The sequence below is a fragment of the Pseudomonas luteola NBRC 103146 genome, from assembly GCF_002091675.1.
Lineage (GTDB): Bacteria > Pseudomonadota > Gammaproteobacteria > Pseudomonadales > Pseudomonadaceae > Chryseomonas > Chryseomonas luteola.
Genome location: NZ_BDAE01000005.1, coordinates 148,601 through 173,080, shown reverse-complemented (window position 1 = coordinate 173,080; position 24,480 = coordinate 148,601). Strand labels below are relative to the sequence as shown.

The window sequence follows — 24,480 nt, the reverse complement described above, 5'->3', positions numbered from 1 at the left end:
ATGGCCCAGTTTCGCTATCGCGCACTGGATGCGGCCGGTGAGTCTGTTACCGGCCATCTGGAAGCCGCCGGCCAGGATGAAGCTGTCAGCCAGTTGCAGGATCGTGGACTTCTGGTCCTGCAGGTCACGCCCGCGCAAGGCAATGCCTCACAGGGTTGGCGTGCCTGGTTCAATCGAGACCCGTTAAGCGGGGCCGGACTTGCCCAGTTTACCCAGCAGCTGGCCACACTCCTGGGTGCAGGGCAGCCGCTCGATCGCGCCTTGAATATTCTGCTCAGCCAGCCAACGGAAGATAAATCCCGCCGACTGATCGAGCGTATCCGTGAGCGCGTCAAGGGCGGCAAGCCGCTTTCCGCCGCGCTCTCCGAAGAAGGCGGGCAATTTTCGCAGCTCTATATCAGCATGGTCCGTGCAGGCGAAGCCGGTGGCTCACTGGAGGAAACTCTGGCGCAGCTCGCTCAATACCTCGAGCGCTCGCAGGCCTTGCGTGGCGAAGTGATCAACGCCCTGATCTACCCCGCCTTCCTGGTCGTTGGTGTGCTCGGCTCACTGGCCTTGCTGATGGCGTATGTCGTACCACAATTTGTGCCGATCTTTGCTGATTTAGGCGTTCCTGTACCGTTCATGACACAGTCCGTACTCTGGATGGGCCAGTTTCTTTCGCAATATGGCCTATTGCTGCTGGCTGTTCTGGTTGCGCTCATCTGGTTCACCGGCGCCCGCCTTCGTGATCCGGAACGCCGTATCCGCTGGGATCGCCGGATGCTGAGCATTCGGATGATGGGACCGCTTGTACAGCGCTTGGAAACAGCACGACTGGCCAGAACGCTGGGTACCCTATTGACCAACGGCGTTCCATTGTTGACGGCGCTTTCGATCGGTCGTCAGGTTTGTTCCAATCATGCCTTGCAGGGCGCCGTTTCGCAGGCAGCCGACCAGGTTAAGGACGGCGGCTCACTGGCCGCTGCGCTCAGCACCAGCAAGCTGCTGCCACAGCTATCACTGCAAATGATTCAGGTCGGCGAAGAATCCGGCCAGCTCGATACCATGCTGATCAAAGTCGCCGACGTCTTTGATGCCGAAGCCAAACGTGGTATCGATCGACTTCTTGCGGCATTGGTACCCAGCCTGACCATCGTCATGGCCGTACTTGTGGCCTTCATCATGTTGGCCATCATGCTCCCGCTGATGAGCCTCACCAGTAACATCTAACCGTAACGAGCCTTGTTTATGACTAGAAAAATGCGCTCCCTCCCTCACCGCAGCGGCGGTTTTACCCTGCTTGAAATGCTGGCTGTCATCGTACTGCTTGGTATCGTGGCTACCATTGTGGTCCGCCAGGTCGGTGGTAACGTCGATAAAGGCAAGTACGGCGCTGGCAAGGCTCAGCTGGCCAGCCTGAGCATGAAAATCGAAAACTATGCCCTGGATGTCGGCGCACCGCCCAAGAATCTGCAACAACTCACTACCAAGCCAGCCAACGCCCGTAACTGGAATGGTCCTTATGCCAAACCCTCGGATCTGCAGGACCCGTTCGGCCATGAATTCGGTTATCGCTCGCCCGGTCAGCACGGTTCGTTTGACCTGATCTTTTATGGTCAGGACGGACAGCCAGGCGGCGAAGGCTACAACGCCGACGTTGGCAACTGGGAATAAAGAGTGTCATGCCGCGCCAGCCCTCCTGTACCCGTGCCCTACGCACCGTCTCGAACGGTATGCGCTTACAGGGCCGGACATCGCAGCGCGGCTTTACACTTCTTGAGCTGATCGTTGTCATCATCCTGGTCGCCATTGGTCTGACCCTGGTCTCCTTTGGCGTTACCCGCGGACTCGACAGTGTTCGATCCCGCGAGGCCGGTCGTGACCTGACCCTGGCACTGCGTGCCGTACGCACCCAGGCCATCACAACCGGCCAGACCACCACACTGAATTTCGATCTTGCCAACCAGCGATACCAACAACCCGGCCGGCGTCCTCAGTCGCTGCCCAAGGGCATGCGCATGCGGGTAACCACAGCGGCTGACCTGAGTACAGGTCGCAGGACCGCCATCGCCTTCTTTCCAGATGGCAGCTCAACCGGTGGAAATGTCAGGCTAGAAAAGGATGGACGTGCCTGGCGCGTCGATATCGCCTGGCTGACCGGCACCGTCAAATGGCAAGAGGTAAACCCGTGACGGGACAGCGCAGGCCCCGTTCAGAGGGTGGCTTTACCTTGCTGGAATTGCTGGCAGCCGTGGCATTGCTCGCCGTCACCTTTTTCGTATTGATGGGAGGCATTGGCCAAGCCACCCATGCCTTGCTGAAGGACAGCCGAGCGACCCAGATGGCCTTGACAGCCCGCTCGCTACTGGACGACACGGTCCATCATCCTCTGAAGCCAGGCTCCAGCCAGGGTTCATTGCCTGACGGTACACGCTGGAAGCTGGATATCAGCAAAGCGGGCACAGCGACGACCAGTCAGCTGTATCGCCTGGACTTGTCATTGACGGCGGGTCGGCATCAGGAGCGCTTCAGCACATTAAGGTTGCAGGGTGTATCCGAGGTCTCGCAATGAAAGCCTCAATGCGCGGCTTCACCTTGCTGGAAGTCCTGCTGGCTATCAGCCTGCTGGGTATCCTGCTGGTCCTGATCGGTTCTGCCCTCATCAGCGCCAATCGGACATTGGCTCGCAGCGAGCAGTACAGCGCCCGACTGGATGAACTGCGCTCTACACAGAATTTTTTACGTCGCGAACTGCAGCAAGCCCTTCCGCTGTCGATCCAGCGCACCCCCACCGGGCAGGGAATGGTGTTTATCGGCGAGCCACAGGAGATGCGTTTTATCGCAACGCTGCCTTCACATCTCGGCGGCGGTATTCATGTCCAGACGCTCCGCCTGGCCGGTGACAGCCGAGACCAATGGCTACAGGTCGACTTCGCCAAGATTGTTGGAAACAACCGCACTGAATCCTGGGGAGATCCCCAGCGTTTGTTGCGGCGGGTCAGAAACCTGCGCTTTTCCTATAGCGGCCTTGACCAGAGCGGACGACCTACGGACTGGCTGCCGCGATGGCCCTGGCCGCAGCACCTGCCCCAGCGGGTTAGGGTTGACCTGACGGCCGATGGCCCCATTGCCTGGCCGCCTCTACAGGTCGCCGTACGCCTCGACCTGGGCAACTCAAACAGCATGGGGTCTCTGCAGTGAAGCGGCAGCACGGGGTAGCGCTGCTCATTACGCTATGGGCACTGGCACTGCTCAGTCTGGTCATGGCCGGCGTCGTAACCGCAGTACGCCTGGAAAACAAACAGAGCGTCCATCAGCTTCAGGATGCCAGGGCGCATCTTGCGGCGGAAGCAGGTCTGGCCCTGGCTGTCCAGCATCTGACAGGCCTTCAACGAGAGCAGCGCTGGGTTGCGGATGGCCGCCCCTATCAACTCGAATTCGACCGAATGCGCCTGACCATTCAAGTGCGCAGCGAGCTGGGAAAGCTGGATCTTAACAGCACCTCATCCGCCTTGTTCATCAAAGTGGCGACTGCGTTGGGCGTTCCGGCTGGACAAGCGAAGCAAGTCGCGGCAGCCTTGCAAGCCCGTCAGAACGGGACGGATCCGACGCCCATGCGAACCTTGGAGGAATTGATTCAACTCCCCGGCATGGACAATGCGATGTTTACTCGCCTGGAGCCCTACATCACCGTCTGGAGCGGGTACGATCAGCCGGTTGTGAGCTTTGCAGCGCCACCCATACGCCAAGCCATGGGCCAGAAGAACATCATTTCCCTGGAGGGAGAAGATCCAGGGCAGGTATTGAGTGTGTATAGCCAGGCTGAACTGGACAATGGTTTCCGCTCTGCCTTGAACGTGACCCTTTTACTCAACCCAACGGATAGCAACATGCAACCTTACCGCGTGCTGCGCTGGCAAGAATGAAAACAATTCGACTGGAATGGCCCAATAGCCTGCGCCCTGCCGTGAATGCCTTTCAGGCGCAATGGCACGCCTCCGTATTCCCCCGCTTCTTCAACTGGTGGTTTACCGAACTTCGGGCCTGCCTGCCCTCTCGCCTACGCAGCCTGTTCGAGCGAAGCGAACATGAACAGATCATCCGCTGGGACAATGAAGAAGCCTGGCTTCACTCGGCGGAGGGCGAGCATCCATTAACCAGCGCCGATTCGCTGGGTACAGAACGCTGCGTTCTGCTGTTATCGCCTCGGCAGGCGCTGGTCAGAACTATCAATCTACCTGCTGGCGCAGCCCAGGACGTCATGGCGGCTGTCGCCTTCGAGATGGATCGCCATACCCCTTTTAAGGCCAGTCAGGTCTATTATGCGGTCCGCCGCTGGCCAAGCCAGCCCAAGCAGCCGCTCCGTGTGACGGTTGCCACCGTACTGAAGGATCGCCTCGACCCATTACTGGAGCGCCTGCAGGCGCAGGGCATTCGTCCCGACGAGATCGATGTGCAACAGCCTGAAGGGGGGCGCCTGGGTATTAACCTGTTGCCATCCGAACGCCGTCAGCTTCGCAAGAATCCGAGGCGTCAGCTGAACATTGGTCTTGCAGTCCTGGCTATCGCTTTGACATTCGCAGCCATGCAGGTCTGGTTGTATAACCGCGCCGTTGCGCTCGAAGCCATGCGTCATGAGGTCAGCCAGCTTCGTGCCGGCGCCCAGGAGATCGAAAGCCTGCGCCAGCAGATACAGAATGGCCTGGGCGCTACTCGCTACCTGACGGAGCGTAAGGCGGGTACTCCGCCGCTGAGCGTGATGCTTAGCGAGCTGACTCAGTGCCTGCCCAAAGACACTTGGCTGACGGAGCTGTCCGTTGAAGGAGACGGACAGGTCAATCTGGCCGGCCAGAGCCAGAAGGCTGGCGCCTTGATTGGCGAGATGAAAAATTGTCACTCGCTTACCGGTGCGCAGTTCCAAGGCGTCATCCAGCCAGACGAAAACACCAAGAAAGAGCGCTTCTACCTGCTCGCCCACCTGCGTCGGGAGGAAGCCAGCAATGCGCCGGTCACTGACACCCCGTGAAAGTCGCATCGCCGCGCTGGCCGTTCTGGCGTTCGCGTTGTATGTGCTGTACTGGATTTGTCTGGAATGGTGGTTCGTCGCGCCCCAGCAGGCCATGAACGACGAAATGGAGCAGCTCCGTCAGACCCAGCGCCGGTATGCCGCGCTGCAGGCCCAGCGTGAACCCTTGCAGCGCCAGCTCGAAACCGCACAGGAGCGAAACGCTGGAAGTGACAGCCTGCTGCCCGGTGACGACCCCAGCGCCGTAGCAGCCAACCTGATGCAACATACGGCTGAACTGATCGAGCCGCACAAGCTGGACGGCGCCGGCTGTGAATTGCTCAACCGCACGCCCATCGCCGGCAACCCTGGCGATGAGCCCTATGCCCAGGTCAAGGTCAGCTTTAACCTCAGCTGCGCCATCGAGCCGCTGGAAGCCATCCTGTACGACATTGAAAACGATCGCCCTTTCCTTTTCGTAGAGGAGCTGCGCGTCGAGCGTCATGAGGATGCGCCGCCCAAGGGTGGTGCCGGCAGGCTTGAAGTCCAGATGCTTGTCACTGGCTACATGCAGCGTAAAGCCGGTATGGACGATAACGAAAACACGGACTCGGATGACCCGACATGAACGCCGCTGATCAGCGTCGCCTCACCCCCTGGCTCGTCCTGATTACGGGACTATCGGCCGCGCTTCTGGTCATGTTCGCGCTGGGCATTGGCCGTAACGTACAATGGCTGCCTCCTCTTGAAGCACAGCACTCACCTGCAACCGTCAGGTCGCCGGAGCTGCCGAACGCACCGCCTCTTGATGCCTATGCCAATACCTGGCAGCAGCCCTTGTTCAGCCCGGACCGCCAGTCTGATCAGAAAATGGCCGCGCCGGGTCAGCCGACTTACCTTACTGGCTATGTGCTGACCGGCATTATCCTGACCGACTCGCTGCAGCTGGCCCTGCTCAAGGACAACTCAGGCAAGGCGCTCAGCGTTACCCGAGGCAAGGCACTACCCAACGGCTGGAAGCTAGAGTCCGTGGCTGCCAACAAGGCGGTATTTGTCTCCGGTGATCGTCAGCAAAGCTTGCCGCTCGTGATCGAAAAGGCACCTCTTGACGGCGTGTCGGCCCCAGCCGCCGAGGCGCCCAGCTCTACCACGGAAACGTCCCCGGAAGAGGATGACGATTCCGATAGCGAAGATTGATACGGAACCCGGATTCAGTGGCCGACGCGGCCGCCCCCTATTATCAGGAGCACTACAATCGTGACCTTGCGTTACCCCTTGGCCTGCATGGCCACCGCCACCTTGCTGGCAGGTTGTATCTCACCGGCCACCGATACGCAGCAAGACGATGCCCTGCTGCGTGAAGGTCTGGCCGGAACAGGCAGCCAACGCCCCTTGGTAAGAGAGCCCTCGCCCAATGTTCCCAGCTCGGCCGAAACGGGCGATAACCCCCGTACACCGGCCCGCAGTCAGATCATTCGTGGTGATAACCGCTTCATCAACAGTCGAGTGACACCTGCCGCCAAGCCGTCAGCCGCGCCGGACGGCGGTGTAGTATTCAACTTCAACAACCAGCCGATTCGAGCAGTGATCAACAGTATCCTGGGCGATCTGCTTCAGGTGAACTACACCATCGCGCAGGACGTAAAGGGTGAGGTCACTTTCTCCACGTCCAAGCCCGTTGCAAAGACTGAAGCCCTGTCGATCCTGGAGACGTTGCTATCCTGGACCAATAACGCCCTGGTGCGTGAAGGCGATCGCTACATGGTTGTACCAGCCAACCAGGCCGTGGCAGGCCGCATGGTACCGGCGTTACAGATGCCGGAGCCAGGCAGTGGCCTGTCTGCCCGCCTGTTCCAGCTGGACTACATCTCCGCCACGGAAATGCAGAAGCTGCTCAAGCCCTTTGCCCGTGAAAATGCTTTCCTGCTGGTGGACCCCTCGCGCAATGTCATCGCGCTGGCCGGTACGCCCGACGAGCTTGCCAATTACCAGCGAACCATCAGTACCTTTGATGTGAACTGGTTGAAGGGCATGTCGATCGGCGTCTTCGGCCTGCAGCGCGCCAGTGTGGCAGAGCTGATGCCGGAGCTGGATCGCCTGTTCGGCCCGCAGAGCGGCACCCCGCTGGCCGGTATGCTCCGCTTCCTGCCGATCGAACGCACCAATGCGGTGGTGGCCATTTCTTCACAGCCTGAATATCTGAACGAAGTTCGTCAGTGGATCGAGACCATCGATAAGGGCGGCGGCAACGAGCCGCAGATGTATGTGTACGACGTACGCAACATGAAAGCGACCGACCTCTCGCGGTATCTGCGTCAGATCTATAGCAACGAGGCCGTTAATGAAGAGCCGGAAGCCAAAGTCGCGCCGGGTTTGCGTACCACCACCCTGTCGACCAGCAATGGCTTTGGCAACGGTATCGGCGGCAACAGTACGGGTGGCAACACCATCGGTAGCAGCCAGGGCCTGAGCAACGGTATTGGTGGCGGCCTGAACAGCAACAGCGGTATCGGAGGCAACAACGGCACGGGCGGCGGTTTGGGTAGCACTCGTGGAAACGGCACGGGTACTGGCTCGGACAACGACAGTGAAGACAGCAGCTCAAGCAGTACCAACAATCAGAACGGCAATAACGATACAGGCGTCCGGATCACTGCGCAGAAGAGCAGCAACCAGCTCCTGATTCGTGCACGGCCCTCGCAATGGAACGAGATCCAATCAGCCATTCGCCGCCTGGACAATCCTCCGATGCAGGTCCAGATTGAAACCCGCATCCTTGAGGTCAGCCTGACCGGCAGCCTGAGCCTGGGTGTGCAATGGTACCTGGGGCGGCTGGCCGGTAATTCACCTGTCACCGACTCGAATGGCAACGTGACCAACAGTGTAGTGAACGCATCCGGTAGCCAAGGCGCGCTGGGACGAGGCGGCGCAGGACTCGGCAGTACCGATGCCCTCTTCTACTCGTTTGTCAGCAATAACCTGCAGGTTGCACTGCATGCACTCGAGACCAACGGCAATACGCGTGTGCTTTCTGCACCCTCGCTGGTGGTCATGAACAACCAGGAAGCCCAGATCCAGGTGGGTGACAATATCCCGATCAGCCAGACCTCGGTCAACACAACGAGCGATCTGACCTTCAACAGCGTTCAGTACATCCAGACGGGTGTCATTCTTGATGTTGTGCCCCGTATCAATCCGGGCGGCCTTGTCTATATGGATATCCAGCAGCAGGTCAGCAGCGATACCGGAACCCGTACGGACAGCAACGGCAACCCGTCGATTTCGACACGCGCCGTCACGACCCAGGTAGCTGTACAAAGCGGCCAGACCGTCCTGTTGGGTGGCTTGATCCAGCAGAACGACGCGGAAAGCGACAACAGCGTGCCATACCTGGGGCGTATTCCAGGCCTGCATTGGCTCTTTGGCAACACCACGCGCAGCAAGAACCGTACGGAGCTGATCGTTCTGATCACGCCACGTGTGATCACCAGCAACAGTCAGGCGAGCCAGATTACGGATGAGTACCGTCAGCAACTACAGTTGATCAGTCCCATCAAGCCTGTCAGCCAGATCGACACCTCCCGTTGACAACCCTGGTGGGTCGTCTGCATCGTCAGGCGGCCCACCAGGTGTTCAGGCATTTCCCTTAGCGACATGAACAGAACGCTTGAGGCGTCCTGCGTTCCAACCCTTTGGCCACAAAGGAAGTACGATCACTCATGTCCGCTTCGCTACTCGATGCCCGTACCGCTCGCTATTTGCCCTGGCTGGTTGCCATTGCATTCTTCATGCAATCGCTCGACGCCACGATCCTCAATACTGCACTTCCCAGCATGGCACATGATCTCAATGAAGATCCGTTGCGCATGCAGGGCGTCGTGATCGCCTACATGCTGACGGTCGCGCTGCTGATTCCGGCCTCAGGCTGGATTGCCGATCGCTTCGGAACACGGCGGGTCTTTTTCAGTGCCATCGCCTTGTTCACTTTTGGCTCACTGTTATGTGCGCTGTCTCCCTCGCTCCCCTTGTTGATCGCCGCCCGCGTCATTCAAGGTCTGGGTGGTTCGCTGATGCTGCCAGTCGGGCGGCTCGTCATCCTGCGGGCTTATCCTCGTACCGAACTGGTGCGAATACTCAGCTTCGTCACCGTGCCGGGTCTGATCGGCCCGCTGACCGGCCCTACCCTAGGCGGCTGGCTAGTGGAAGCAACCTCCTGGCACTGGATCTTTCTGATCAACCTGCCGGTAGGCTTGTTGGGCTGTTATGTCACCTCAAAACTGATGCCTGACCTGCGCAGCCCCATTCCCATGCGCTTCGACGGGTTTGGATTTCTGCTGTTTGGCGCGGCAATGATCCTGATATCGGTTGCCCTGGAGGGTTTGGGCGAGCTTCATATGCCCCATGCCCGGGTGGTTCTGCTGCTGGTGGGCGGCCTCGCCTGCATGATCGCCTACTGGCTGCGAGCCTTACGTATCGAGCGTCCGCTCTTCTCGCCGCAACTGTTCCGCACCCGCAGTTTTGCCGTTGGCATATTCGGTAATCTGTTTGCCCGCCTGGGCAGTGGCGCGCTGCCCTTTCTGACGCCTCTGCTGCTTCAAGTGGGCATGAATTTTCCACCGGCCAAGGCAGGTATGACCATGATTCCGCTTGCGCTGTCGGCAATGCTGGTCAAGCCCATCGCCAAGCCGATCATCGACCGCCTGGGCTATCGCCGATTACTGATCGGAAACACCATTTTACTGGGCTGCATGATCGCCAGCCTGAGCCTGATCACCACGGAGACGCCTTATCCACTATTGCTGATTCACCTGGGTCTTCTGGGCGCCGTCAACTCGATGCAGTTCACCGCCATGAACACCGTGACGCTGATCGATCTACGCGATGAGCAGGCCAGTAGCGGCAACAGTCTTCTGTCCGTGGTCATGCAGCTGTCGATGAGCTTTGGCGTCGCCTGCGCCGCTGCCTTGCTGGGTGGGTTCAAGGATGATTACGCCGATACCGATGTGCTGTCCGCCTTCCATGCCACCTACCTCAGCGTTGGGCTGCTCTCTATTCTGGCTGCCGCAATTTTCGGGCAGCTTCCGGGCAATCCTGACCGCAAGGCGCCTTCGCATCGCGTCGAGGAGCCGGAAAAGAGCCCGCAGAGCGCAGAGGCCTGATGATTCAGCAGGCATAAAAAACCCGAGAGCATTCTCGGGTTTTTTGCTTCGGCGCTCAGCGGTCAGACCACCTGAACGTGCTCAGCCTGCATGCCTTTCTGGCCCTGCACAACTTCGAAGCTGACGCGCTGGCCTTCTGCCAGGGTCTTAAAACCATTGCCTTCGATGGCACGGAAGTGAACGAAAACGTCGGGACCGCTTTCAGGAGTAATGAAGCCATAGCCTTTGGTTTCGTTGAACCACTTGACGGTGCCGTTCTGACGATTCGACATGAAGATGTTGCTCCTTGGTAAATCGGGTTTTGTTATTAAAGCTTTTAATGCCCTGAACGATGCGCCATCAGACCATTCGCCAGGGACTGCGTTGCAAGGAGAAACACCAATCGAGCAGGACGGGGCCACGTGGAAACCTACCGCCTCAGGTCACGATCAACAGCGACCCAAGCAAACACAGTGGTTTGAACTCTACGATAAATTTATTACGAAAGCGATTACACGAAAGCCGCCTGTCGCAAACGGGATAACCGGTACTTCAGATGCGATCAACGGCATAATTAATGCCGTCATTAGGTTTACTTCTCCTAGCATGACATGTCTATAGAAACACTAAATAAACGTGTTTTGGGACATATGCCATGCTTGATGAGCACCACTTCGGGAATCCATTTCGTGCGTAATATTCTGGTCGTAGAAGATAGCCAACTGGTCCTCAAGCTTTTGTCGCACCTCTTTCGACAGGAGCCCTTGTTCGAACCGGTATTCTGCGCATCGCTGGCCGAGGCTGAACTTCTTCTAGAGACCAGCCCCGGTCAGTTCTTTGCTGCCATAGCCGACCTGAACCTGCCCGACTCGCCCAACGGCGAGGTCGTGGATGTCATCCTTTCCCACAAGGTACCCTGCATTGTCCTGACCGGCCGCTACGACGAGCGCCATCGCGATGAGCTCATCAACAAGGGCGTTGTGGACTACATTATCAAGGAGAGCCAGTACTCCTATGACTATGTGCTGCGCCTCCTGCATCGGCTGGTCCAGAACCAGAATGTCAAGATACTGGTTGCAGAGGACTCGTCTGTCTCGCGGCACTACATGTGTCGGGTGCTCTCCTCTCAGCTATTTCAGCTGCAGCAAAGTATGGATGGGAACGAGACGCTCAAGGTGCTTCAGGCCCAAAACGACATCGACCTGCTGATCCTGGACCATGACATGCCCGGCCTGTTGGGCTTCGAGCTAGTCAAGCGCCTGCGTCAGCAGCTCAAACGGCACGACCTGCTGATCCTGGGGGTTTCGGCTGATCCACAGGGCATCCTTAGCGCACGCTTCATCAAGCACGGCGCCGACGACTTCCTACGCAAACCCTTCTGCCCGGAAGAACTCAACTGCCGCGTCATGGCCATGCTCGAGCGACGCGACCTGCTAAGGGCACTGCAACAGGCAGCCCGCTACGACTCACTAACCAACCTCCTGAACCGGCGAGCCTTTCAGGAAAAAGCCGAGCTGCACATCAGCCTGGCGCAAGCCCAGTCGCAACCCATCAGTATTGCCCTGCTGGATATTGATTTTTTCAAGAATATCAACGATCAGATGGGACATGCCGGTGGCGACACCGCCTTGATAGCGTTTGCCCATGCCCTGCGAACACATTTCCCGCAAGACATCATTGGCCGCCTGGGCGGAGAGGAATTCGCGCTGGTGAGCCAGTCAAGCGAACAGGAGCTGGCTAGACGCCTGGATATCTTCCGCAAACTCTGCACCCGGCTCAATTACCTGCCTAACGCACCCCTGCTGTCCTTTAGTGCCGGGCTTGCCAACCTGCAGACCCAGGCGCTGGAGCTGGCACTTCACGTGGCCGACCAGCGTCTTTATCAGGCAAAGCGCAGCGGGCGTGGCATGACGCTATGTCACTGACCTGCTGAATTGGCGGCCACACCAGGTCGTAGCGGGCAAAAATGTCGGCATAGGTACCATCTGTCTTCATCCGCTCGATCGTATCGTCAAACTGCGCAATGATTTTTTCCTGCTCAGGATGATCTTCCGATACCAACATATGCAGGCCTTTTTCCGCCAGCGGCTTGTCCAGAAACTGAAGCCGGGACGATTGAGCACTGGCCACGCGCTCAATCACACGCCTGGCCACATGCTCCTCTTCGATTGCCAGATCGACACGTCCCGCCAACAGCATTCTTAAAGCCTGCTCGAAATCGGCAACCGCGATCTTGTCCAGGGTTCGATCCTGATCGAACTCTTTCGAATAGGCATATCCCCGTACGACGGCCAACCGGTACGGCCTTAAATCCTCCAGCGTGGAAAAGGTAATCGCGCGCGTTTTCAATGCGATAAAGCGTAGGCAGTTTGCCAGGAAGGGTTTGGAAAACTGCCCCAGGCGCTCTCGCTCGGGCGCGTACCAGATGTCGACAATTACATCATGGGAGCCATTTTGTATGCCATACAGCACCCGCTTCCAGGGCTCCTCACGAAACGTTGTCTCGTATCCGGAGCGGCCAAGGGCCGTCCTGACGATATCTACGGCCAGGCCCTGGCCGACCGGCGAAGTCATGACATACGGCTCCCAGTGGTTTCCAACCAGTCGAAGTGGAGGGCTGGCCCAGGCCAGGAGCGAGCACGACCAGGTCAAAGCCAGGCAACAAAAGGTGAGGACACGCATAGAGCCTCCCTACCGGCATGACAATGCAATGAACAGGATCTTCTTAAGTATGTAGTTCCTAAGACGACTTTACGCCAGCGGTAGATGAAAACAGAAATCGCTGCCTTCACCCAAAGTACTGCTGGCCTGGATCGTACCGCCATGCGCCTCGACAATGGTTTTCACGATTGCCAGCCCCAGGCCAACCCCCTGGTGTTCACGCTTTTTAACCTGCCAGTAGCGATCAAAAATAAATGGCAGATCGCTTTCAGCAATACCGGGCCCGTTGTCACTGACCGTAAAGCGCACCCCCTGCGCCTCACGAACGACCGATACCCAGACCGTCGAGCCGGGCTGACTGAACTTCACGGAATTGCTCACCAGATTGGAAAAGACGCGCAGCAGGCGTTCGTAATCCCCCTTGATGACTGGCAGCTCCTGCTCACAGGACGTCAGCAAGCGTATGCCGCTCCGCTCGGCCAACGGCTGCAGCATCGCAACGGCGTCTTCCAGGAGCTTGAGCGGATCGAGCAAGGCGAGCCGAAGCTCCAGCTGGCTTTGCTCCATCTGAGAGATTTCAAGCAGCTCATCGATCAGCTTGCCCATATGACCACTGGCTTTTTGTGCATGGCTGACCACTTCGCGCTGCCGCTCATTCAAGGTGATCCCGTCGAACAGGCTGAACGCCATGGTCAACACCGATAAAGGCGTTCGCAGATCGTGCGCCACGACCGCCAGCAGCTCTTCACGCGCCCGAACGGCAATACGGGCGCACCGGGCATGCTGACGCACCTCCTGAACCGCCAGACGCAGTTTGATTTCACGTGTCGCTGAGTAGACCAGCTCGCTCAAAAGCTCCAAATCGCGTGGATACCAGAGCCGGGAACACTGATCGGCAACAGCAAAATAGCCAAGCAGCTCTCCATCACTGTCCTTGAGCGGCACGGCTAAAAAGGCACCTGTTCCAGTGGGAAGCATCGTCAAAGATGCAGCCACAGGATGCTGTGCAACAGCATCGATAATCAGCGGCACCCTTTCAGCCAGGATACATTCACCCAGCGCATAGGCCGATCGTTCCCAGTGACTGGCCAGAAAATCCGGCAGGCCATACTGACTTTTTAAAAAGGCACGTCGGTCATCCACCAGTGATATAAACGCGATGGGCACGCCCAACAGGCGAGCCGCCATGGCGGTCAGCCGGTCAAATCCCTCTTCCGGTGGCGTATCCAAAAGCTGCGTCCTGTGCAGCGCCGCCAACCGTGTTGCATCTCCAATCAATTCTGCCGGCTTGCAAGCCGATACGCACGGCGCATCATGGCTCATCTCAAGGCTCCACACCAAAAGGCCCTAACGCTCGCGGCTGCAAAACTTTTTCTGTGCAAGCCCTTCTAATGAGGCGGTTCCAGAGCCATTAAGGCCTGTTTTTCACAGCCGAGAGTCCTGTCTCCGCGTGGAGACACAATCCATGAACAAGGCAGAAGCGATTACACTACGTCGAGGCAGTGCCTTTTGCCCATACCCTAGCCTCACTTTAAATAATTTGTCTCCTGTCTCATGTACAACGTGGCAGGCAACCCAGCAGTGCAAGCCAATGATCAGCGGAGCGCTGTTTGCAAACGACCTGTCATCCAGACAGGCTCAGTGTCCCCTCCTCTTGTCTGCGGCCATACTGGTCAGCCGCACTAAGGACGTCTTTGATGAAACCACACGTGATCGAACTACTCATCAGCGACTGTGATGGCGTACTTGTCGACAGCGAAATCCTGTCGGAGCGTATAGTCATGGACGAGTTGAGCCGTCATGCCCCCAGGACGGAGCTCGAAAAACTGCTTGAGGGTACGTTCGGACTGACAACGCGCGATATTATCCAGCGGGTTAAAGAGCGCTTTGGCATTACCCTCCCTGAAGGCATTCACAAGGATATTCGCACTCGCGCCGAGCAGCTGATTGCAACGCAAGTCGAGCCCATACCCGGTGTCAAAGAGGCTCTCGAGCGCATTGACCTGCCACTGGCCGTTGCCTCAAACAGTCAACGCCACAGTGTAGTATCCTCCGTGGCGCGTGCAGGACTGACCGAGCGCGTTGCCGGTCATATCTTCAGCGCGGACATGGTGGAGCATCCCAAGCCGGCACCCGATGTCTATCTGCTGGCTGCCCGTACCATGGGTGTATCACCGGAAAACTGCCTGGTGATCGAGGACAGCGCCACGGGCGTTCGCGCAGCGCTGGCTGCCGGCATGCGTGTGATCGGTTTTACAGGTGCAAGCCACATTCCTCCCGAGCACGGTGAAACACTTAGACGCCTGGGCGTGACAGCGCTGATCAGCCATATGGATCAACTGCCGCAGCAGGTTGCCGCCCTGCGGGAAACGGCCACCAGCGGACACGCCTGACGGCTATCTCTTGCGACCAACCGCGTTAGCCCCCATTGAGCGGCCTGTTACACTGCACGTTTTATTTTGCATGCTGCAGGCCCTCCGTGACCGCTACCTCCTTTACCACCCTTTCACTTTCCGATGCACTGCTCGGCAACCTGGAGTCGCTGGGTTATCAGCAGATGACCCCCATCCAGGCCCTGAGCTTGCCGGTTATCCTGAAAGGGGAAGACCTTATCGCCCAGGCCAAGACCGGCTCGGGTAAAACGGCCGCCTTTGGTCTGGGTCTGCTGAATGGCCTTAATACCCGATATTTCGGCTGTCAGGCACTGGTACTCTGCCCTACACGTGAGCTGGCAGATCAGGTCGCTCAGGAAATACGCAGGCTGGCGCGATCAGCCGACAACATCAAGGTGCTGACGTTATGTGGCGGGGTCCCTTTCGGACCACAAATCGCTTCGCTCGAACACGGCGCTCATGTGATCGTTGGAACACCGGGCCGTATTCAGGAGCATCTGCGCAAAGGGACGCTTTCTCTTGAAGGCCTGAATATCGCTGTACTCGATGAAGCGGACCGGATGCTGGATATGGGCTTTCATGACGCTATAGCCGACATCCTTGGCCAGACCCCGACACGACGCCAAACCCTGCTGTTTTCTGCGACCTACCCCTCAGGCATCGAACAGCTAGCGAGTAACTTTCTACGCAACCCCAAGACCATCAAGGTCGAAGCGTTACATGACGATACCCGTATCGAGCAACGTTTCTATGAAATAGACCCGCGCCAGCGACTTCAGGCGGTTCTTCAGCTGCTTCAGCATTTTCGGCCTCAGTCTTGCGTTGCGTTCTGTCATACGCGCCAGCAATGCCAAGAGGTTGTCGACTACCTGAAGGTGAACAAGATCTCCGCGCTGGCCTTGCACGGGGATATGGAGCAGCGCGACCGCGATCAGGTTCTTGTACAGTTTGCCAATCGCAGTTGCACGGTTCTGGTAGCAACTGACGTGGCTGCCCGTGGAATCGATATCGCCGGCCTTGAAGCTGTCATCAATGTGGAGCTGTCCCGTGATGCCGATATCCACATTCATCGAATCGGCCGAAGCGGCCGGGCTGGCGAAACCGGCATGGCCTTCTCCCTGGTAGCACCTGCAGAGGCCGGTCGCGCGCAAGCCATTGAGGACAAACAAAAGGCTCCGCTGAATTGGCAGTCCATCGATACGCTGACGCTGGAGAACCCTGCTCCTTTGGTACCTCCCACGGTCACGCTCTGCATTGCTGGCGGCCGTAAGGAAAAAGTCAGACCTGGCGACGTCCTGGGCGCTTTGACAGGTGAAGCAGGTATTCCGGGAGACAAGGTCGGAAAGATCACCGTTCATGACTATCAGGCCTATGTTGCCATCGAGCGTGACACAGCACGTCAGGCCCTGAAGCGGTTAAGCGAGGGCAAAATAAAGGGGCGCTCTTTCAAAGTGCGCATGCTGTAACTCGAAAGCAGCCGGCGAGTCACTGTCGGCTGCCTTACTCAACGGAAAGCATCATTTCCAGGCAAATCGAAAAACTCATAAAAAACAACCTTTCAATTGCGAAAAAATATTTCGCCTTTTTACCCTTCCGGCTGAACTTGCTAGGCCAAAGTGATCAAAGAATCAGGCTAACGCTTAGGTGGCTAACCTAATAATTCTAGCGGTGTCGCATATCTGATTGATCGACGTTGTACCGCCTCGTGAAACGCAAGCAATGAGTTCTATTCATCACTTCGTAACGTTCGTTTTTGTTACCTTGAAATAACCTCTTCTAGATAGCTGTGACCACGCCGTCAAACAGGCTGCTTTCCGGTACGCCTGCGGGGTCGCCACTTCGCTCTAGGGCGCAGCTTACTTCAAGGAAAGTAAAGGCCATCCGGCTTTTACCGAAGTATGAATATCGACTATGACTGGTAAGGACGAGACAGTCTGATGAGAAGATTTACCGTACTCGATAGCTTTCGTGGCCTTTGTGCTTTGGCTGTTGTTCTTTTTCATACGTACGTTGTAAACAGCTTTGCGGAAATGAGCCTGTTTACCAACGCTTACCTTTTTGTCGAATTCTTTTTTGTGCTTAGCGGCTTTGTCCTCTACCACACCTATGGTCATAGACTTTCCAGTCTCACCGACTACAAGAACTTTTTCATCAATAGAACCCTGCGCCTCTATCCCCTGCATCTCACCATGCTTGGCGTCTATGTAGCGCTGGAATGCGGAAAGTACCTGGCTGAGCGTAAAGGCCTGCACTTCAATGACGGTGCCTTTTCCGGCGCAACGGCGCCTCACGAGTTTCTCCCTAATCTCCTGCTGATTCAGGCCTGGCTCAATAACACCATTACAGGCTCATTCAATTACCCCTCCTGGAGCATTAGTATTGAGTACTACATGTACCTCCTCTTTGGGGCTATTCTGATTCTGGCTCGCAGAGGCCATCTCAAGATCTTTGCGCTAATTTCCCTGCTCTCGTTCGTTGTCCTGTGCCTGCCGGAGTCGCCTCTTAAAACGGGCATCTTCAGAGGCTGCTCCTGCTTTTTTGCCGGCGCCTGCACGTATGTCATTTTTACCAAGATCAAGGATTTTCAACTCAGCGCATTAAGCTTTACGGTGCTTGAAGTACTCAGCGTTGGCATTACCTATGCCGTTATCATCTCTCACCTTGAGTACAAGGGTATTATTGCAAGCGTATTGTTCTGCTGCCTGATTCTGGTCTTCTCGTTCGAAAAAGGCTCGGTCTCACGCATCCTGCAAGGTGAATACTTTGTAAAGTTGGGTAACCTGTCTTTTTCAATCTACATGACTCACGCAGCCATTCTTTATATATTTAAAAGTGCTGCTATCGTATTGTCCAAAGTAACAGGCAAAGAACTTACAACGATGCTGCCGTCGCATGACACTCCGGCAGATCTGATCAAATACATCACGACTGGTGGCGCTGTAACGGATGATCTGGTTGTCTTGGCACAGCTCATTACTGTAGTACTGGTTTCCCGGTATACCTACCAGTACATAGAACTCAAGGGCGTAGCGATAGGTAAACGCTTGACCCGCAAGAAAGAAGCTACCGCGGAAGCCCTGCCTAACGGCTCAATCTGATCTCTTTCCATCCTTATAAAAGCCGGCTCTATTAAAGCCGGTTTTTTATTGCCTTTAAGCCAGCATATATCTTTAATTCGATAAACAGAATTGAGAGCATCTTATAATTTACCAAGCCGCTGCTTCGGCCTTTAACAAACCAAAACCAGTAGTAATTTATTAAGCAGACATGTGTCCGCCTCTAACTACTGTAAAAGCGCAGACAATAAAAAACCCTGTAATGCTTGCCGCATTACAGGGTTTCTTCAGCGCTTAATTAAACGACTGGGATAGTTCCAAAACCCTCATCAAGCCCTTTGCCGAAAGGAAATGCTTTACGAGGTTCGTTGGTATTCAACAGGCCCGGCATTTGTGCCTGAATAACGGCTCGATGTTGTTCAATAACAATGTCCAATGCACGGCTAGGCACAAGTTCGATGTCATCAAACGTAATCACCTGGCCCGGCGCAACAGCACGTTTGAGGACGGAATGCTTCAGCAAGCCGATCGGTAGATGATCAGGGTTTTCCGCAATCTTGACGGCCTCACCGCGCACCTGGAAGCCACCAATACCACGTTCGATGATGTCACCTGCCTTCATCGGGTTCTTAACGACAGCAGCGACACTCAATGTGGGAGTCGTCGAGTTATTCAGCAGAACGCCACCACCCGCGACCACACGGCGAATCGTCTTGCCGACCTCCAACGAGCAGAGATGGTAAGGACGAACGAGCACATAGTAAGGACCAGCGCCCAACTTGAAGTATTCGATCGCAGGTGCCTGATCTTCATCATGGCGGCACACCACAAACACGCCGCCAGCCGGATAACCGCTCGGTACGACATAGTCGACGATAGGCTGACCTAGCTGCTCAGCCATCTGAGCCAGCACGTTGGCCGTCTCGTTCAGGTTGGTGGACTTGAGGCCTTCCAGACCCTGACGCGTAATAGTAGCGCCAAAGCCGTTGCCTACGACTACCTGTTCAATCTGCACCTTGGTGCCATCGGTAAACGAGGTTGTCTGATCGATACTGATACCCTGCCGCTTGGCCCAGTACGCCATGTCTTCCGGCTTAGGATCCAGGTTCAGATAGCCTTTCATGTTGCCGTATACGAGGGGTTTGAAACCCATCTGTATGGCATCTTCATGCAAGGCAGCCAACGAACCCGGCTGATCTCCTTCAGCCTCTGTCAGGAAGCCTTTTCCGGCCAGATAGGAGCCTGTGGTGACCTGCAGTTCAGCATTGATAGTCACCACCTGCAAACCTGCCTGAAAGGCGCGTTCGATGACCTCTGTACCGTGGTAGACATCACCACTGCATTCAACGATAAGGTCGGAATTGTCCAACACCTCATCCAGCGAATTGGTCAGGCACTCAGGAAGTGGAAAATCCGAAATAGTGTTCAGGCTACGGCGAGTAAAGACCTTGGAAATAACCAGGTCTTTATAATGCTTTGCAATCAACCTTACAAAGCAGCGGGAAATCATGCCTGTTCCGACAACGCCGACACGTTTTACTTGGAGGTTGGACATACGAACGAATCCTTTCAGAAGTGGTAGGTATGCAGCGAACAGAAGAGAAAGCGCTGCATATGTCGTAACTAGGAGTTTGAATTAGTTGGCAGCAAGGCCTTGGCGATTGCCTACAGACATAACGCGTTCACAATCGTGCTGTAGGACACAAAGCTAGTTTAAAAAGTTCCTAGTTACTTGTTTTATTTCAAAAAATTACTGTCAAAAAGAAAGCGCCAATTTATCTAATGGAATTAATCCTTATAATTCCAGTGGATTAATGCTCTAGATCAAACTACTGCCCGCACAAGCTCGCAAAGCACTTTAAATTAAGTCTAACGCGCTATAACCAGCCTAAATCAAATTCTTAATTTAAATAGCGAATAAATTTAAAATTGTGACGATTGCAAGACAGTGACCGATAAGGAATTCGCAGGTTAGCTGGTCCCTCAGCTAACCTGTCAGATTTAAGCTGTTTTTACAGCGGTCCAGTACGAGCGCTTGAATAGGTCACGCTCACCCAGAACGACCAGACAGACCAGCAGGCACAGCAGCAAGGCCACTATGTAGGCCACTAACTCTACAAACCCGTCAGGCTGAGGGCTTACATACAGCGTGGCAAACGTAACGGCCAGGGAAGCAGCCGTCCAGCGGGCAAGCACTGCAACGCTTAATCCTTTGGGTGATGCTTGATAAAGGAAATAGGCCATGCATAGCGCTTGCACGAAAAAGCCAATCGACAGTGAATACGCAAGGCCATTGGCACCGTAGATCTTGTACAACACAGCATCCAGCAGCACCGTCAGAGCGGAACTGACCAAGGTTATGATGAGGAATGCACGCCCCCTTTGCTGAGCCAGCAAGGCACGTCCCCAGATCAGAGCGAGTCCCATCCAAGGCAGGCCAATAGCGTAAGCCACCACCAGGGAAGCCGTAGCCTGTGTCTGGGCCGCGCCAAATGCACCGCGCTCAAGTAAGACCTTGACTACAGGCTCAGGGAAAGCGATCAGTACCACCGAGGCAGGCACCAGGAACAGCAACGTTGCCAGTGAGGCCTTGCGGGATACAGCACTGAAACGATCGTGCTCGGAATCTGCCCAGCTTTTCGCCATGTCTGGAAACATGACAGCCAGAACCGACAGCGCATAAAGTGTAAGCGGGATGGTAACGATGCGATAAGAGAACGAGAGCATACTGATCGTCCCTTCAGCCAGGAAGGAAGCGAAGAAGCGCTCAGCCAGCATGCATCCCTGCTGTGCGCCTGCGGCCACCAGCACGGGCGCAAAGGTCAGCACAAACTCGAAGCCTCGACTTTCCAGCTTTCCTTTTACGGCTCGGCCAGTCAGATAACCAATCCGCTGATGCTGGATAAAAATCAGTATCACCTGCGGAATCAGCATGCCTGCAAACAGGTAGATTCCGCTGGGATAGAACGCATAAATGCCAATGATGGCACCTAGGTTCATCGATACCGTACGCGCCATCGGCAGGATGAAGATCCGGTCAAGACTCAGCAGTGCCCCCTGACAATACAGGATGGCTTGTACGAATATCAGGAAGGCGCCTACGGAAAATACCAGCAGTCCCGCATTGACCTGATCAGCCGTCCAGCCAGGCGCCAGTGCCTTAAGTACCCAAGGGCTGCCCAGGGCTGCACACAGTGAAACCAGAAGACCAAACAGCATGACTCGCCAGTAGAGCCACCGACTGGACAGGATGAACTGATCCTCACTTTCTGATCGTATGCGTTGCAGGTATGGAATCATGGCATCACGTAACGCGAGGCCGAAAAAATTCTCGAAGAACAGCGGCAGGATCATCGCAACGAAGATGAGATCCGTTTCCCAGCTAAGCCCGAACTCCTTAGCGATCAACAGATCACGCAGAAAGCCGAGAAGAAAACTCGCAACGGTGATGAGAAGGATAATTACGGTCTTCTTCATGTTTCTTTCCTAGAAAAATTACATCCATACCAAGCCCGATCGCTTGCAAGAAACACAAGGCATTTAGTCAAGACACAGCAGGCTTCGGACTCGATACCACAGCACGGGCTTACCGGCTCCCGTATAAGTCTCCCGGAGCAGATATCATACGTCCGGGATTTTGCTGCTGCACTGACAACGTAATCCTAAAAATATTTCGTAACATTCCTAAAATTTAGGCTTTTCCTGCTTATACCTGGCTGGCGCACACAAAATCTGTGCGCCAGTCTCCAATTAACGAGCAGTCGTTGGCGATCACTCAGCCTTGCAGGCCCTGATAAGCCGCCAACCACTATAAAGAGCCAATCCCACCGCGCCAGCCAAAGCCGCTGTCTTGGCAGGCTGCTGGCTGGCCTGGGCATACAGACTGTGGCGAAACATGGGACCGGGATTACGTCCCCTTGTAGAGCCACTAGTGACAGGTTCGTACAACGCATCTGACGGGAAAGCATCGGCTGTTTTACTCTGCTGAGCTGCGAACAGCGTCTTTATAGCTATCCAGTCAAATAACCGTGGCGTCAGTTGAGCCGCCCGAGTTATGAGCTTGCTGTTCCCGATGTACACATCCCGCTTGGGCCGTTCAGCGGCGCGCAGGATTGCCCGGGCGACGGTTTCCGGGACATAGGTCGGGGCCGGCAAGTGAGGCATATGGGCCAGGTAATTCTTGGCCCTATCATTAATGGGCGTGTTTGTTGAGGAAGGCCTGATCAAGGTTACGGCTACAGGCACATTGTCGTGGCGAAGTTCTATGCGCAAAGCATCTGTGAAGGCTTTAACGGCATGTTTGCTGGCGGTGTAGATACCTTGCAAGGGAGCAACGGCTTCCGATAAGGCACTCCCCAGATTGATCAGGGTTCCACCTTCCCGCTGCCTAAAGTGCTCGACAGCCACCAGTGATCCATTCACCACGCCCCAGAAATTCGTTTCAAACACTTTTTTGAGGTCGGCCTCACTTACCTCCCACAGCCGTCCCCATACCAGCGTGCCTGCATTGTTTACCCAGGTATCAAACCCATCAAACCGCTCGACTGCTCTTTTTGCCACTTGCTCCAGATCCGCTCGATTGCCTACATCGGCGGCAACATGAATAGCCTGTGCGCCCCACTGCTGACTGAGCTCATGCTGCAGGGACTGCAGAGCAGCTTCATCACGTGAGACCAGTACCAGCTTCGCGCCCTTTTGAGCAGCCATTCGGGCAGTTGCCAGACCAATACCGCTGGTGGCGCCGGTAATAACGATCGTTTGCTGATGTAACGGCTTGGGTACGGGTTTCATTAAAAGGCTCCAATAGTCATCTATTCCTATCGGAGCCTTTCAAACCCTTCAGGATTCCTTCAACCGGATATATGGGTGATCAGACGCGGCTATCTGAACGACACCTTGCCAGCAGGGATAGGACGTCTTGGTCAGAAACCGGACAAAAATCCTGATAGTAGGTCTCGATGTGCTTGACGACATCGGGCGTCGCCAAGCAGACCACGTCATCGGCCAGGGTTCTCAGCACCTCGGCGACGCCTGCAGGCCCAACGGGAGCCGCCCATACCAGACGTGCAGGCGCAGCCTCGGCTAATGCGACTAGCGCAACCCTGGCAGTGCTACCCGTTGCCACGCCGTCATCCACCACAATGACTGTACGACCGGTAATTACCATTGGATCGGTATAGCCGCGGTACAGCCGCCTGCGCCGCTCGATACTGTCTATCTGTCGGTCCCGCTCCGCCTCGAACCATCCGGCTGGCGGGTTGAGATACTCCAACATTGCCTGGTTTGCTACCCACCGCCTTGCAGCCCCATCAGTAACAGCCCCCAACGCCATATCCTTGTTACCTGGCGCGCCGATCTTGCTCACCATCAGCACATCCAGAGGCGCCTCCAATTCTCTGGCGACCTGATACCCCACCGGGACACCTCCGCGAGGTACTGCCAGTATGATGGGGTTATGGTGGATATACGGACGCAGCCGCGCAGCCAGCACCTGCCCTGCCTGGCTGCGATTCTTGTAAAGTACTGCCGGGCTCCATGCTGGTTTCATTGCCTGCCCTATGCCGTTCGGTCAGCCACCGACTGGTTATTTACGGATCTCTACCTACCTATTTATAGACCCAAAACTGAAAAATGACTCACCGGTCATAAATAAAACTCAGTAAGTCATCCAGAGATTTAAAAGGCGATTATCAACGTCTCACACTCTGGTTTCTGTCACGTACCGGCACCTTTATGACGAAACAGCAGCTCTACCAGCACATTGTGAGTACATTGCAAACTGACCTTCAGGCCGCCATAGCCGCCGCGCAAGCTGCACATGAAACGGCGACACATGAAGAGAACGTAGCGGAAAACAAATACGACACTCGCGGACTCGAAGCGGCATATCTAGCGGCTGGCTATTCAAAGCGCATACAAGAGATTCAGCAGTCCTTGCAGGCTTACCGTAATCTCGTCATACGTACCCACGAGGCGGAACATGGTGTTCAGCTGTCTTCCTTGGTCGTTGTCTGCGATACCGTAGGCAAGCAACAAACCTTTTTCCTAGGCCCGGCAGGAGCGGGTCTTAAAATCAGGACAGATACCGGAGACATCATGGTGATCACACCCAATGCACCGCTCGGGCGGGCGCTACTGGGAAAAACCGAAGGGGAAGAGATCAGTCTTTCAATCGGCAGCACAAAGCAAATATTTGAAGTTGTATCGGTCGAATAAACAGGCCTTTCCGGGTTTTTCTTTGCTCA

At 55.8% G+C, this 24,480-nt stretch carries 24 protein-coding genes; 17 read left to right on the top strand and 7 right to left on the bottom strand.

Annotation, left to right across the window (positions count from 1 at the left end):
• The 11 genes from gspF to mdtD all read left to right on the top strand — a co-directional run bounded on the left by gspF (position 1) and on the right by mdtD (position 10,146).
• Entirely contained in the window at positions 1–1,212 is a 1,212-nt protein-coding gene (gspF, locus tag PLU01S_RS08845; RefSeq protein ID WP_074827027.1) for a type II secretion system inner membrane protein GspF, read from the top strand.
• A gap of 18 nt (positions 1,213–1,230) precedes the next feature.
• On the top strand, positions 1,231–1,656 hold the full coding sequence (gene gspG, locus PLU01S_RS08840) for a type II secretion system major pseudopilin GspG (RefSeq protein WP_010796073.1): 426 nt from the start codon (positions 1,231–1,233) through the stop codon (positions 1,654–1,656).
• Between the two features lie 8 nt (positions 1,657–1,664).
• Positions 1,665–2,174 (top strand): GspH/FimT family pseudopilin, encoded by a 510-nt coding sequence (locus PLU01S_RS08835; protein ID WP_010796074.1) that lies wholly within the window; start codon positions 1,665–1,667, stop codon positions 2,172–2,174.
• Positions 2,171–2,554 carry a prepilin-type N-terminal cleavage/methylation domain-containing protein gene (locus PLU01S_RS08830; protein ID WP_083397932.1) on the top strand — a complete coding sequence of 128 codons (384 nt, stop codon included), beginning with the start codon at positions 2,171–2,173 and terminating at the stop codon, positions 2,552–2,554. The genes PLU01S_RS08835 and PLU01S_RS08830 overlap by 4 nt, the downstream gene beginning before the upstream one ends.
• A complete protein-coding gene (locus tag PLU01S_RS08825) occupies positions 2,551–3,183 on the top strand; it encodes a prepilin-type N-terminal cleavage/methylation domain-containing protein (protein WP_074827036.1) in 633 nt (210 codons plus the stop codon). The genes PLU01S_RS08830 and PLU01S_RS08825 overlap by 4 nt, the downstream gene beginning before the upstream one ends.
• Positions 3,180–3,908 (top strand): type II secretion system protein GspK, encoded by a 729-nt coding sequence (locus PLU01S_RS08820; RefSeq protein ID WP_010796077.1) that lies wholly within the window; start codon positions 3,180–3,182, stop codon positions 3,906–3,908. The genes PLU01S_RS08825 and PLU01S_RS08820 overlap by 4 nt, the downstream gene beginning before the upstream one ends.
• On the top strand, positions 3,905–5,008 hold the full coding sequence (locus tag PLU01S_RS08815; RefSeq protein ID WP_084339928.1) for a PilN domain-containing protein: 1,104 nt from the start codon (positions 3,905–3,907) through the stop codon (positions 5,006–5,008). Before PLU01S_RS08820 ends, PLU01S_RS08815 begins: the two co-directional genes overlap by 4 nt.
• The gene (gene gspM, locus PLU01S_RS08810; RefSeq protein WP_074827267.1) at positions 4,983–5,615 is read left to right on the top strand and encodes a type II secretion system protein GspM; all 633 of its coding nucleotides are present in this window, start codon (positions 4,983–4,985) and stop codon (positions 5,613–5,615) included. Before PLU01S_RS08815 ends, gspM begins: the two co-directional genes overlap by 26 nt.
• Positions 5,612–6,184, top strand: a complete 573-nt coding sequence (locus PLU01S_RS08805) for a hypothetical protein (RefSeq protein ID WP_074827040.1) — start codon at positions 5,612–5,614, stop codon at positions 6,182–6,184. Before gspM ends, PLU01S_RS08805 begins: the two co-directional genes overlap by 4 nt.
• An 87-nt stretch (positions 6,185–6,271) precedes the next feature.
• A complete protein-coding gene (gene gspD, locus PLU01S_RS08800; protein ID WP_074827271.1) occupies positions 6,272–8,575 on the top strand; it encodes a type II secretion system secretin GspD in 2,304 nt (767 codons plus the stop codon).
• Positions 8,576–8,706: 131 nt separating this feature from the next.
• Positions 8,707–10,146 carry a multidrug transporter subunit MdtD gene (gene mdtD, locus PLU01S_RS08795; protein ID WP_074827043.1) on the top strand — a complete coding sequence of 480 codons (1,440 nt, stop codon included), beginning with the start codon at positions 8,707–8,709 and terminating at the stop codon, positions 10,144–10,146.
• 62 nt (positions 10,147–10,208) lie between these two features.
• On the opposite strand, the gene PLU01S_RS08790 is transcribed toward mdtD, so the two are convergent.
• Positions 10,209–10,418, bottom strand: coding sequence for a cold-shock protein (locus tag PLU01S_RS08790; protein WP_010796083.1), 210 nt, complete (start codon positions 10,416–10,418; stop codon positions 10,209–10,211).
• Here PLU01S_RS08790 and PLU01S_RS08785 point away from each other — a divergent pair.
• Complete coding sequence (locus tag PLU01S_RS08785; RefSeq protein ID WP_074827046.1) at positions 10,417–10,746, top strand: hypothetical protein; 330 nt, start codon at positions 10,417–10,419, stop codon at positions 10,744–10,746. The genes PLU01S_RS08790 and PLU01S_RS08785 overlap by 2 nt on opposite strands.
• A 68-nt stretch (positions 10,747–10,814) precedes the next feature.
• Positions 10,815–12,050, top strand: a complete 1,236-nt coding sequence (locus tag PLU01S_RS08780) for a diguanylate cyclase domain-containing protein (RefSeq protein WP_074827051.1) — start codon at positions 10,815–10,817, stop codon at positions 12,048–12,050.
• On the opposite strand, the gene PLU01S_RS08775 is transcribed toward PLU01S_RS08780, so the two are convergent.
• Both PLU01S_RS08775 and PLU01S_RS08770 read right to left on the bottom strand, forming a co-directional pair.
• Positions 11,935–12,807, bottom strand: a complete 873-nt coding sequence (locus PLU01S_RS08775; protein WP_074827056.1) for a substrate-binding periplasmic protein — start codon at positions 12,805–12,807, stop codon at positions 11,935–11,937. The genes PLU01S_RS08780 and PLU01S_RS08775 overlap by 116 nt on opposite strands.
• 69 nt (positions 12,808–12,876) lie before the next feature.
• A complete protein-coding gene (locus PLU01S_RS08770) occupies positions 12,877–14,109 on the bottom strand; it encodes a sensor histidine kinase (protein ID WP_074827058.1) in 1,233 nt (410 codons plus the stop codon).
• Positions 14,110–14,483: 374 nt separating this feature from the next.
• Here PLU01S_RS08770 and PLU01S_RS08765 point away from each other — a divergent pair, with 374 nt between their 5' ends.
• The 3 genes from PLU01S_RS08765 to PLU01S_RS08755 all read left to right on the top strand — a co-directional run bounded on the left by PLU01S_RS08765 (position 14,484) and on the right by PLU01S_RS08755 (position 18,277).
• Positions 14,484–15,179 (top strand): HAD family hydrolase, encoded by a 696-nt coding sequence (locus PLU01S_RS08765; protein WP_074827061.1) that lies wholly within the window; start codon positions 14,484–14,486, stop codon positions 15,177–15,179.
• Positions 15,180–15,265: 86 nt separating this feature from the next.
• Complete coding sequence (gene dbpA, locus PLU01S_RS08760; protein WP_074827065.1) at positions 15,266–16,645, top strand: ATP-dependent RNA helicase DbpA; 1,380 nt, start codon at positions 15,266–15,268, stop codon at positions 16,643–16,645.
• Between the two features lie 471 nt (positions 16,646–17,116).
• The gene (locus PLU01S_RS08755) at positions 17,117–18,277 is read left to right on the top strand and encodes an acyltransferase family protein (RefSeq protein ID WP_074827069.1); all 1,161 of its coding nucleotides are present in this window, start codon (positions 17,117–17,119) and stop codon (positions 18,275–18,277) included.
• Between the two features lie 256 nt (positions 18,278–18,533).
• Here PLU01S_RS08755 and PLU01S_RS08750 read toward each other — a convergent pair whose 3' ends face one another.
• The 4 genes from PLU01S_RS08750 to PLU01S_RS08735 form a co-directional block, all read right to left on the bottom strand.
• Positions 18,534–19,745 carry an NAD(P)-dependent oxidoreductase gene (locus PLU01S_RS08750; RefSeq protein ID WP_230382176.1) on the bottom strand — a complete coding sequence of 404 codons (1,212 nt, stop codon included), beginning with the start codon at positions 19,743–19,745 and terminating at the stop codon, positions 18,534–18,536.
• Positions 19,746–20,236: 491 nt separating this feature from the next.
• Positions 20,237–21,712 carry a lipid II flippase MurJ gene (locus tag PLU01S_RS08745; RefSeq protein WP_074827072.1) on the bottom strand — a complete coding sequence of 492 codons (1,476 nt, stop codon included), beginning with the start codon at positions 21,710–21,712 and terminating at the stop codon, positions 20,237–20,239.
• A gap of 294 nt (positions 21,713–22,006) precedes the next feature.
• A complete protein-coding gene (locus PLU01S_RS08740; RefSeq protein ID WP_074827075.1) occupies positions 22,007–23,026 on the bottom strand; it encodes an SDR family oxidoreductase in 1,020 nt (339 codons plus the stop codon).
• Between the two features lie 79 nt (positions 23,027–23,105).
• Positions 23,106–23,783, bottom strand: coding sequence for a phosphoribosyltransferase (locus PLU01S_RS08735; protein WP_074827078.1), 678 nt, complete (start codon positions 23,781–23,783; stop codon positions 23,106–23,108).
• 185 nt (positions 23,784–23,968) lie between these two features.
• Here PLU01S_RS08735 and PLU01S_RS08730 point away from each other — a divergent pair, with 185 nt between their 5' ends.
• Entirely contained in the window at positions 23,969–24,451 is a 483-nt protein-coding gene (locus PLU01S_RS08730) for a GreA/GreB family elongation factor (protein WP_074827080.1), read from the top strand.
• Positions 24,452–24,480 lie beyond the last annotated feature (29 nt).

Bases quoted from the DNA above. Each gene is read 5' to 3' on its own strand.
- PLU01S_RS08765 (WP_074827061.1), top strand. From the start codon at position 14,484: ATGAAACCACACGTGATCGAACTACTCATCAGCGACTGTGATGGCGTA.
- PLU01S_RS08775 (WP_074827056.1), bottom strand. From the start codon at position 12,807: ATGCGTGTCCTCACCTTTTGTTGCCTGGCTTTGACCTGGTCGTGCTCG.
- PLU01S_RS08835 (WP_010796074.1), top strand. From the start codon at position 1,665: ATGCCGCGCCAGCCCTCCTGTACCCGTGCCCTACGCACCGTCTCGAAC.
- gspG (WP_010796073.1), top strand. From the start codon at position 1,231: ATGACTAGAAAAATGCGCTCCCTCCCTCACCGCAGCGGCGGTTTTACC.
- PLU01S_RS08785 (WP_074827046.1), top strand. From the start codon at position 10,417: ATGAAGATGTTGCTCCTTGGTAAATCGGGTTTTGTTATTAAAGCTTTT.
- PLU01S_RS08815 (WP_084339928.1), top strand. From the start codon at position 3,905: ATGAAAACAATTCGACTGGAATGGCCCAATAGCCTGCGCCCTGCCGTG.
- PLU01S_RS08745 (WP_074827072.1), bottom strand. From the start codon at position 21,712: ATGAAGAAGACCGTAATTATCCTTCTCATCACCGTTGCGAGTTTTCTT.
- gspM (WP_074827267.1), top strand. From the start codon at position 4,983: ATGCGCCGGTCACTGACACCCCGTGAAAGTCGCATCGCCGCGCTGGCC.
- PLU01S_RS08750 (WP_230382176.1), bottom strand. From the start codon at position 19,745: ATGATTTCCCGCTGCTTTGTAAGGTTGATTGCAAAGCATTATAAAGAC.
- PLU01S_RS08735 (WP_074827078.1), bottom strand. From the start codon at position 23,783: ATGAAACCAGCATGGAGCCCGGCAGTACTTTACAAGAATCGCAGCCAG.
- PLU01S_RS08770 (WP_074827058.1), bottom strand. From the start codon at position 14,109: ATGAGCCATGATGCGCCGTGCGTATCGGCTTGCAAGCCGGCAGAATTG.
- PLU01S_RS08825 (WP_074827036.1), top strand. From the start codon at position 2,551: ATGAAAGCCTCAATGCGCGGCTTCACCTTGCTGGAAGTCCTGCTGGCT.
- gspF (WP_074827027.1), top strand. From the start codon at position 1: ATGGCCCAGTTTCGCTATCGCGCACTGGATGCGGCCGGTGAGTCTGTT.
- PLU01S_RS08790 (WP_010796083.1), bottom strand. From the start codon at position 10,418: ATGTCGAATCGTCAGAACGGCACCGTCAAGTGGTTCAACGAAACCAAA.
- PLU01S_RS08755 (WP_074827069.1), top strand. From the start codon at position 17,117: ATGAGAAGATTTACCGTACTCGATAGCTTTCGTGGCCTTTGTGCTTTG.
- mdtD (WP_074827043.1), top strand. From the start codon at position 8,707: ATGTCCGCTTCGCTACTCGATGCCCGTACCGCTCGCTATTTGCCCTGG.
- PLU01S_RS08740 (WP_074827075.1), bottom strand. From the start codon at position 23,026: ATGAAACCCGTACCCAAGCCGTTACATCAGCAAACGATCGTTATTACC.
- PLU01S_RS08805 (WP_074827040.1), top strand. From the start codon at position 5,612: ATGAACGCCGCTGATCAGCGTCGCCTCACCCCCTGGCTCGTCCTGATT.
- gspD (WP_074827271.1), top strand. From the start codon at position 6,272: ATGGCCACCGCCACCTTGCTGGCAGGTTGTATCTCACCGGCCACCGAT.
- PLU01S_RS08730 (WP_074827080.1), top strand. From the start codon at position 23,969: ATGACGAAACAGCAGCTCTACCAGCACATTGTGAGTACATTGCAAACT.